Source organism: Pseudarthrobacter sp. 902506025, assembly GCF_040702325.1.
Lineage (GTDB): Bacteria > Actinomycetota > Actinomycetes > Actinomycetales > Micrococcaceae > Arthrobacter.
This window is the reverse complement of the sequence record NZ_JBFBKW010000009.1, coordinates 202850-210536: the sequence shown is the minus strand read 5'-3', so window position 1 is coordinate 210536 and position 7687 is coordinate 202850. Positions and strand designations below refer to the sequence as shown.

Genomic DNA, 7687 nt, shown 5'->3' with positions numbered 1-7687 from the left:
CGAACGCGACGCCCCAGGCGACATGATCCACATCGACGTCAAGAAACTAGGCCGGATCCCGGACGGCGGCGGTTGGCGGACCGACCCGGCGCAAAGCCGCGCCAACCACCGCAAATCACCTCAGAAAGTCGGTTTTGACTACGTCCACGTCGCCGTGGACGACTACACCCGCTTCGCCTATGCCGAGGTCCTGCCCGACGAGAAAGGCCCGACCTGCGCCGGGTTCCTCACCCGGGCCGCCGCCGCCATGGCCGCCAACGGAGCACCGGTGAAACGGGTCATGACCGACAACGCCTTCGCCTACCGGCTCTCCCGCGACTTCCAGGACGCACTCGCTGCCCTGGGCGCCAAACACATCCTGATCAAACCCCGCCACCCCTGGCAAAACGGCAAAGCAGAACGCTTCAACCGCACCCTCCAAGAAGGCTGGGCCTACCGCCAACCCTTCACATCCAACCAAGCCCGCGTCGACGCCCTGCAGCCCTGGCTAAACTTCTACAACAACCACCGGCCACACGGCAGCCTCGGAGGCAAACCACCTATCAGCAGGTGCAACCAACCTACTGACTGAGTACACCTAGGGTCCTATGGCCCTGTCACTTCCCGGCGCGGATGGCAAGGCTGATGGCATGACTGAGAATGGCCAGCAGCCGCAAAAGATCCACATCACCGAACAACCCGTCGCCGTGGTCCGCGAACGTGTTCCCATGGATGCACTGACCAGTTTCTTTGGCCGGGCCTTCGGTGCCGTGATGGCCGCGGTCCAGATGCAGGGCGCCAGCCCGGCCGGGCCGCCGTTCGCGCTGTATCACGGCATGCCGGGCGAAACGGTGGACGTCGAAGCCGGGTTCCCGGTCGCCGGGAATTTCCACGGCACCGGTGAGGTGGCCAGCAGCACGCTTCCCGATACGGATGCCTTCGAAGCCATCCACACGGGCCCGTACGACACGCTGGGCACCACGTACGATGCGATCAGGAAGAGCATCGAAGCCGACGGCGCCTCCCCCGCCGACTCCATGTGGGAGTACTACTTGACCGATCCGGAACAGCAGCCGGATCCTGCCACCTGGCAAACCAGGGTGGTCTGGCCGGTCGCCTGAGGCCCGGATTAGTCGCACCGGAATCCGCCGGAACCGTGGAGGGATAGTGCCAGGTCCCGCCAGCGCCGCCACTGGCCACGCTGGGCACCGACAGGGCTGGAAGCTCCTCTTCCTCGTCGCGGGGGCGTCGTCGATCCTGTTTGTGTTTCTGCTGATCACTGCCCTGGTGATTGATTTCATGACTCCCCCGCCCGTTTACGGCGGAGCGGCCACCCTTGAGTTCATCGCGTCGAACAAGGCCAGCTATGTGGCCGAGCAGATCCTGTGGATCCTGCCCAACATCTTCCCCGTGCTTGTTTTCGCAGCCCTCTACGTGGCCCTCTCGGCCTACCGGAAAAGCCTGCCCTTGATAGCACTGGTCTTTGGTGCACTGCCGTGGGCGCTGCTGCTTGCCGTTCCGGTCAGCAGCCGGGGCTCCCTCAACCTGGTCTATCTCAGCGACCGCTTCGTGGCCGCCGGGACCGAGGAGGAACGCAGGGCCTATGCCACCGCCGCCGAAGCAATCATCGCCGAGAACAACACCCCGGCCATCGTTGGCGTCCTCTCCGCCCTTGGGATCCTGCTGATGGGACTGGCGATGCTTACGCCCGGCAAGGCATCTTTCCCGCGATATCTGGCATGGCTGGGCATCGCCACCGGTGCCCTGGGGGTGGCCAGCGAGGTCCTTCGCCACGCAGTCCCAGGCTTCTATTGGGGGTACGGCATCTTGTTGTGGGCGTGGTTCATTGCCACCGGAGTTGCCTTGATCCGTTTGTCCCGGGTGACGGCCTGACTTCCCGGGGCACCTGTGATCAGGGACCTTGGTCCCTAAAAGCCGGCGCGTGGCCTCTGAGATGGTGGTTTAGGTCGAAAGGCGCACCACGATGGGGTAGTGCGCCCTGGGTATTGCCGTGCCGTTACCGGCATGGCATGCAGCCTCACCAATGGAGGCAGGACGATTGAGGAGAACAAGGCTTATGGCAGGTACGTTCGAACTGTTTGTCGATGATGATTCACAGATTCGGTTCCGGCTTGTGATGCCCGATGGACATGTGCTGGCGGTTTCCGGACAGTTCACGGACAAGCATGCGGCCGCGGCCGCCATCGAGGAAGTACGGGAGTGTGCAGGTACCGGCCTGATCCAGGACGTAGCGCCACCTCCGCCAAACGTTCTCCTCGCTACCCCGCCGCACCCGCGCTACACCGTCCGCCGCGGGACCCGCAGGCTCAACTCCCTCGGCGCCGCCTAGGTCCGGGCCGTAGAGAGCCGACGGCGGAACCCGCCGGTCAGGCCAGGCATTCAGGCAGTGGGGGCACGTCCAACGACGGGCCCCACTACTGTGTGTCCGCCAGCGCTGTGTATCCGCTGCGCTAGAAGCCTGATGAGCTGCCGGAGCCGGAAAAGCTGCCACCGCTGCTGCCATAACCGGTGGTGCTGCCGCCGCCCCTGGCGGAATTGACGCTGCTGACCCCGGTATTGAAGCCGGAGTTGAACGTGGCCACGGAGAAGAACGTGTAGGACGGGTACACCGCGCCAAGGATGCTCGGTTCGTAAGTCCGCTGCCTGCGGTGGTCCGTGCCCTCATGGGCCGTCTCCATTTGTTCGCGCATGAGGCGTGCTTCGCGGTCGTTCCTGGCGAATCCCTGAATGACCGTTTCGGCATGGTTCTCCAGCAGCTCGGACAGCCGGGAACGCGCCGTATAGAGTCGGTCCAGGGCCTCTTCCGGGCTAATCCGCCGGTCGGCCAGTTCGGCGGTCCACTGCTCGATCTCCCGCAGGCTTTCGTCGCGGAAGGACCGCAGTGCGGCAGCCGTTGCCGAGTCCCCCTGCCCGTGGCGTTTGGCCAGGAGCTGCTCCAGTCCGGCCAGGTCCTTGCGGAACGGGGCCAACTGCCGGTCCCAGGCCGTTGGCCAAGTGTCGGCGCGGTTCAGGAAGGCGTTGCTGTCCGCGATGACGTCATCCAGGGCATCCAGCTCGGCGGCGCTGTCCGCGAACTGCCGGGCAAGCTTGAGGTTCTTCCGGCTGCTCAAGGCCCGCCTGCCCAGTGCGTGCACCTGGTTGGAAAGCTGCGTAACGGTGGCATAGCGGCTAAGGAACGTGCGGTGTTTCTCCAGGACCTGACTGCCGTAGCGGGATGACTCGGGTATGGTTCCGGCATTCAGTTCCGTGACGTCCAGGTCCATGCTCACGTTGGAGTAGCTGCGGTCCCCGCGTTCTATCTGCTTTCGGCATCCGGTCCTGGTCACGGCGCGGACAATCAGCCATGCGGCTGCGCCCAGCGCCGCGGTTCCCGCGGTAACCCAGGCGGTGACCAGAAAGGCCGCGGAGCGGTACCAGGGCTGGTTGATGAGCTCTGCGCCGCGGCGGATGCCGGCCACTGTTCCGTCCGTCCACTGGGCGTCGCGGAAGAGTTCCTTGGAGGCGTCCTGGATGTCACTGCGTTGCTCGAGCGACACCTTCCGGTCCTCGCCCATGTACGTTCCCACATGCCGGCCCACGGGGTCGAGCGCGAAGATGAACAGTCCGTCGGCCCATTTTTGGCCGTCGGGGCTGATCCACTCAGGATGCCTGGACCGCGCAAATTTCAGGACCTCTTCATTGAGGTTGTCCTCCGCCTTGCCGTTGTAGGTGAAGACGGCAACGCGGGTGGGCTCGTAGAACTGGATGCGTTCGACGGCGGGCACCAGGGTGTTCTGGTCGAGCACCCCTGCCGTGTCCTCCACAATGACGGCCACCGGCGCTACAGCGGTGGCTGGCGCGGCCGCCCCCACCAGCAGGACAGCCAGGGCGAGCACCATCAACACGATCCGGCGCACCATGCTGCCCATGTCCCTCCCCACTGCCTAGAATCAGGATGAAACCAACGAGCAGGCCCGCCAAAGGGCCGAAGGTCCCGCCGGTGAAGATCGTGATGGTCAGGAGCGCTGAGACGTGACGCAGGAGTCAGGGTCCATTGTGGCCGGCTTTGACGGGTCGGATGAGGCTGCCGCCGCCGTCCGATGGGCGGCACGCTGCGCACACGCCACCGACTCCTCCCTCCATGTGGTGCACTGTTCGCTGTGGCCGCTGCTGACCCGGCACCTCGGTCCGGTCCCGGGCGTGTCGGGCAGCGGCCTGGAACAGTCGGCCAGGTCCATCCTCGAGGAGGGCGTGGCGGTGGCCACCGCGGAGGTACCCGGGCTCCAGGTCAGGAGCACCCTGCTGCACGGATTGCCCGCGCAGCTTCTGGCCGAAATTTCCGCAGGTGAACGGATGCTCGTGGTGGGCAGCCGCGGCCTGGGCGGCTTCCTGGGCCTCCTGGTGGGCTCCGTGAGCCTGGAACTGGCAGCCACCGCCACCTGCCCTGTTGCCGTGATCCGGCCGGAACTCCACCCGGACGGTCCGGTTGTCGCCGCCGTCGATGCCTCGGGTTCCCCGGCGGCACTGGATGATGCATGCGCCCTGGCGTCGGCATGGCAGGCACCCCTCAAGGTGGTCCACGTCCGGCACGAGCCCGCAGGCTATCAACTGCCTGAAGGACGGGACGCCGCCGAAGCCCGGGAAGTCCTGGCGTCCGCACTGAACCGCGCAACTGCCAAAGGGCCCCTTGTGCGCGTGGATGGTGAGGTACTTGCGGACACGTCGGTCCCGCACGCCATCCTCAAAGCCGCCGGGGAAGCCCGGATGGTTGTGGTGGGGTCCCAGGGCCGGGGCATCCTCAGGGAGACCATCGGTTCAACCGCACACGCCGTTTTGCACCACGCCCGCGGACCTGTCCTCATCTCACGGCACGGCGGCTGATGCAACGGACTGCGGGTGTCGACCCGGCTGCCGGCCGCACTGCGGCCTAAGCTGGTCGGGTGACCCCTGTTCCCTCCCCCGGCCCGTTGGATGTCGTGGTCCATTCCGGCCCGGCGGACTGGTGGGTCATCCTGGCCGGCCTCGGACCCCTGGCAGTCCTCATCGCCGCGTTGCTGGCCTTTTACATCAACTGGCGCACGCTCAAGCAGCGCACGGCCGCCGACAAAACAGCGCTGGAGCAGAAGCGCGAGGCCGACGCCAACGCCCTTCAGCAGAAGACCGAGTCGGACAGCCGGGCCGAGTGGTGGCGACGGACCCAGTGGGCGCTGGACCGGGCACTCGACCCCGATGAAGGGACCAAGGCGCTGGGGCTGGCGACGCTGGAAGTCCTGGCCCGGAGCGAACTGGCCCGCAACGAGGAGCTCGAGCTGTTCGACATCGCCTGGAAGAGCGTGTCCGGAGACGGAGACGATAACGGCGACGAGGCTGAGGCTGACGCCGGCTCCGGGCAGGAACCCGCCTTCGTGGACGGCCGCGGCAACTTAGGCGAGAATGGAACGACGGATGAAGACAGTACCAAGGAGGTTGGACCATGAGCGCCACGTCGCCTGAACACCGGTTTGTCCACGCTCCCCGGAACAGCGCTGCCAAGCCCGCCACGAAAAAGGCCTCCCCGGCCGAGCACCGTGTCCAGGTTGCCGCCGCACGGCTGCGCGTCACCCTGGATGAACGCCTGGGGCGCGAGACGCCCGCAAAGACCAAGGCACTGGCCAAGGAACCGATCTAACCCGCCTTCAGAGCGTGGGGGTCGACGACGCATGGCGGGGTTTGGTGGACAGTGGCTGCTGTAATTCTCGGCTGCGACGCCAACACACTGCGCCGCTGGAACTACCGTGCCGCCGTCGCGCAGGTCTCCGGGTCCGGAACCTTCCTGGACCGCTGGCACACCGGCTTCCGTCCTGACGTCAGTCCGGGAACCGAGGCCTGGCTCCTCCTGGAGGGCAGCAATGACGCCGCGAGCGGCCTGATCGGCCACGGGTTCGTGACATCCGAGCCGTATCAGGCTGCCGCCGGTGTGGATGCCGTCCCCGATGGCTGGTCCTTCGCGCTCGCTTTGGATTCACTCCTGCCGCTCGGCGAGCAGATCCGTCCCGGCATCCTGGGCGGGGCCCTCCCCAATGACCTCCGTGCCAGGGTGAAGGGCCCGCCCCTGGTGACCCTGCCGCCGTCGTCCGTGCCTGTACTGCGCCGGCTGTGGCGGGACCACGGGCCATCCACGGCGGACCCTGCCGAGGTGGCGGGCGGGACCCTCCCGCCGGAGGCCGTCAGCACCATCCAGGTGAGCCGCTACGAGCGGGACCCCGATGCGCGCCGGGCCTGCCTGGCCTTCCATGGCACGTCGTGCGCCTCCTGCGGCTTCTCTTTCGAGTCCGCCTACAGCGGGGCGGGGACGGGGGTGATGGGCGTCCACCACCTGGCTCCCCCATCCATGCTTGACGGCCCTTATCAGCTTGACCCCGTTGCCGACCTCGTTCCGCTCTGCCACAACTGCCATGCCGTGGCGCACAGCACCAGTCCGCCCCTGACCGTAACCGAACTCCGGAGCATCATCTCCGCGGCCGGGCATGTGAAGGGTGAGGTGGTCACGGACGTGGCACTCCGGGCGCAGGAGGATGCGCGGCGGATCCTCGAGGGCGGCCAGATGTAGCGTTGCTGGACTATCTTGGGACCATGGCGGAGCCGGGCCGGAAAGAGTACGGGGTTGACCCCGAGGAGTTCGGTTCTGCCCAGGTAGATGCAGCGGCACTGCTGGATGCCGGGTTGGGCGACGTCGATTGGTCGGTCCCGCCACTGGGCGCCGTGCAGTTCACGATCGACGTTCCCAGCGGAAAGCTGGCCGCCATGGCCTTGGGAAATCCGGAAGATCCCTCCGTCGTACTCATACCCGGTGCCACGGGCTCGAAAGAGGATTTCTCGCTCATGATGCCGGACCTCACCGAAGCCGGCTACTACGCGCTGACCTACGACCTGGCGGGCCAATACCAGTCAGCCGGCGCCGGCCCCGAGAACCTGGTGCCGCCCCGGAAGCATTACGACTACCGGTTGTTCGTGGATGACTTCCTGGCCGTCCTGGAAACCACAACCACCCCGGCCCACATCGTGGCCTATTCCTTCGCGGGCATCATCGCCCAGCTTGCCTACGTGCAGCGGCCCGAACTGTTCCGGTCCATCACGTTTCTGGGGTGCCCGCCGGAACCGGGCCAGAGTTTCCGGGGCGTGAGCCGTATTGGCCGGTTCAGCACCTGGGTGAACGGTCGCGCCGGCGCTGCCCTGCTGATCTGGGGAATCCGGAGCGGCAGGGTGGCCCATGTACCGCCGGGACGGCAACGGTTCGTCAACTACCGCTTCCGCTTCACCCGCCGCGCCTCCGTCCGCGATATCTACACCCTGATGCAGAACGTCCCGGACCTTCGGGCCGCATTGGCGGAGGCGCCGCTTCCCAAGTTCGTGGCGGTGGGTGAACATGACCTGTGGCCGCTCCGGCTGCACCGGCTGTTCGCCCAGGCAATCCGGGCGCGGATAGGGGTGTACCGCGGTGGGCACAGTCCGTGCGAAACATCCCCGCACGAGTTCAGCCGCGATCTCCTGGCCCTCTACGCCAAGGACGGGGACGCGTAACGCGCTTCCGGGATGCCCGCTCCGGTGCCTCCTTCGGTGCTGCCAGGGGCGAACCCTGCGGACAGGGCATCGGTACAGATCCACCTCACCACCGCTTCCCGGGACCACGGCACCAGGGCTAGGATTTTGCGGCACACTCCAATGCCTG

The 7687-nt window shown here is 66.4% G+C and carries 10 protein-coding genes; 9 read left to right on the top strand and 1 reads right to left on the bottom strand.

The window, feature by feature from the left end:
• The 4 genes from AB0280_RS16615 to AB0280_RS16600 all read left to right on the top strand — a co-directional run.
• Nucleotides 1–571 (top strand): IS481 family transposase (locus tag AB0280_RS16615; RefSeq protein ID WP_366367872.1); only part of this gene is annotated, 571 nt, incomplete at its 5' end.
• 58 nt (nt 572–629) lie between these two features.
• Nucleotides 630–1100 (top strand): GyrI-like domain-containing protein, encoded by a 471-nt coding sequence (locus AB0280_RS16610; RefSeq protein ID WP_275180218.1) that lies wholly within the window; start codon nt 630–632, stop codon nt 1098–1100.
• A gap of 46 nt (nt 1101–1146) precedes the next feature.
• The gene (locus AB0280_RS16605) at nt 1147–1872 is read left to right on the top strand and encodes a DUF4386 family protein (RefSeq protein WP_159631843.1); all 726 of its coding nucleotides are present in this window, start codon (nt 1147–1149) and stop codon (nt 1870–1872) included.
• 184 nt (nt 1873–2056) lie between these two features.
• Nucleotides 2057–2329 carry a YegP family protein gene (locus AB0280_RS16600; protein ID WP_159631842.1) on the top strand — a complete coding sequence of 91 codons (273 nt, stop codon included), beginning with the start codon at nt 2057–2059 and terminating at the stop codon, nt 2327–2329.
• A gap of 121 nt (nt 2330–2450) precedes the next feature.
• Here AB0280_RS16600 and AB0280_RS16595 read toward each other — a convergent pair whose 3' ends face one another.
• Nucleotides 2451–3908 carry a DUF5129 domain-containing protein gene (locus AB0280_RS16595; RefSeq protein ID WP_366367870.1) on the bottom strand — a complete coding sequence of 486 codons (1458 nt, stop codon included), beginning with the start codon at nt 3906–3908 and terminating at the stop codon, nt 2451–2453.
• Between the two features lie 103 nt (nt 3909–4011).
• Here AB0280_RS16595 and AB0280_RS16590 point away from each other — a divergent pair, with 103 nt between their 5' ends.
• Genes AB0280_RS16590 through AB0280_RS16570 form a run of 5 tightly spaced genes read left to right on the top strand, consistent with a single transcriptional unit; the run spans nt 4012 to nt 7539 of the window.
• The gene (locus tag AB0280_RS16590; protein ID WP_275180221.1) at nt 4012–4860 is read left to right on the top strand and encodes a universal stress protein; all 849 of its coding nucleotides are present in this window, start codon (nt 4012–4014) and stop codon (nt 4858–4860) included.
• 59 nt (nt 4861–4919) lie between these two features.
• A complete protein-coding gene (locus AB0280_RS16585) occupies nt 4920–5456 on the top strand; it encodes a hypothetical protein (RefSeq protein WP_224026212.1) in 537 nt (178 codons plus the stop codon).
• On the top strand, nt 5453–5647 hold the full coding sequence (locus AB0280_RS16580) for a hypothetical protein (protein WP_159631839.1): 195 nt from the start codon (nt 5453–5455) through the stop codon (nt 5645–5647). Before AB0280_RS16585 ends, AB0280_RS16580 begins: the two co-directional genes overlap by 4 nt.
• Nucleotides 5648–5698: 51 nt before the next feature.
• Nucleotides 5699–6568 (top strand): HNH endonuclease, encoded by an 870-nt coding sequence (locus tag AB0280_RS16575; protein WP_224026213.1) that lies wholly within the window; start codon nt 5699–5701, stop codon nt 6566–6568.
• Nucleotides 6569–6591: 23 nt separating this feature from the next.
• A complete protein-coding gene (locus AB0280_RS16570; RefSeq protein WP_159631837.1) occupies nt 6592–7539 on the top strand; it encodes an alpha/beta fold hydrolase in 948 nt (315 codons plus the stop codon).
• The last annotated feature ends 148 nt before the right edge of the window (nt 7540–7687 follow it).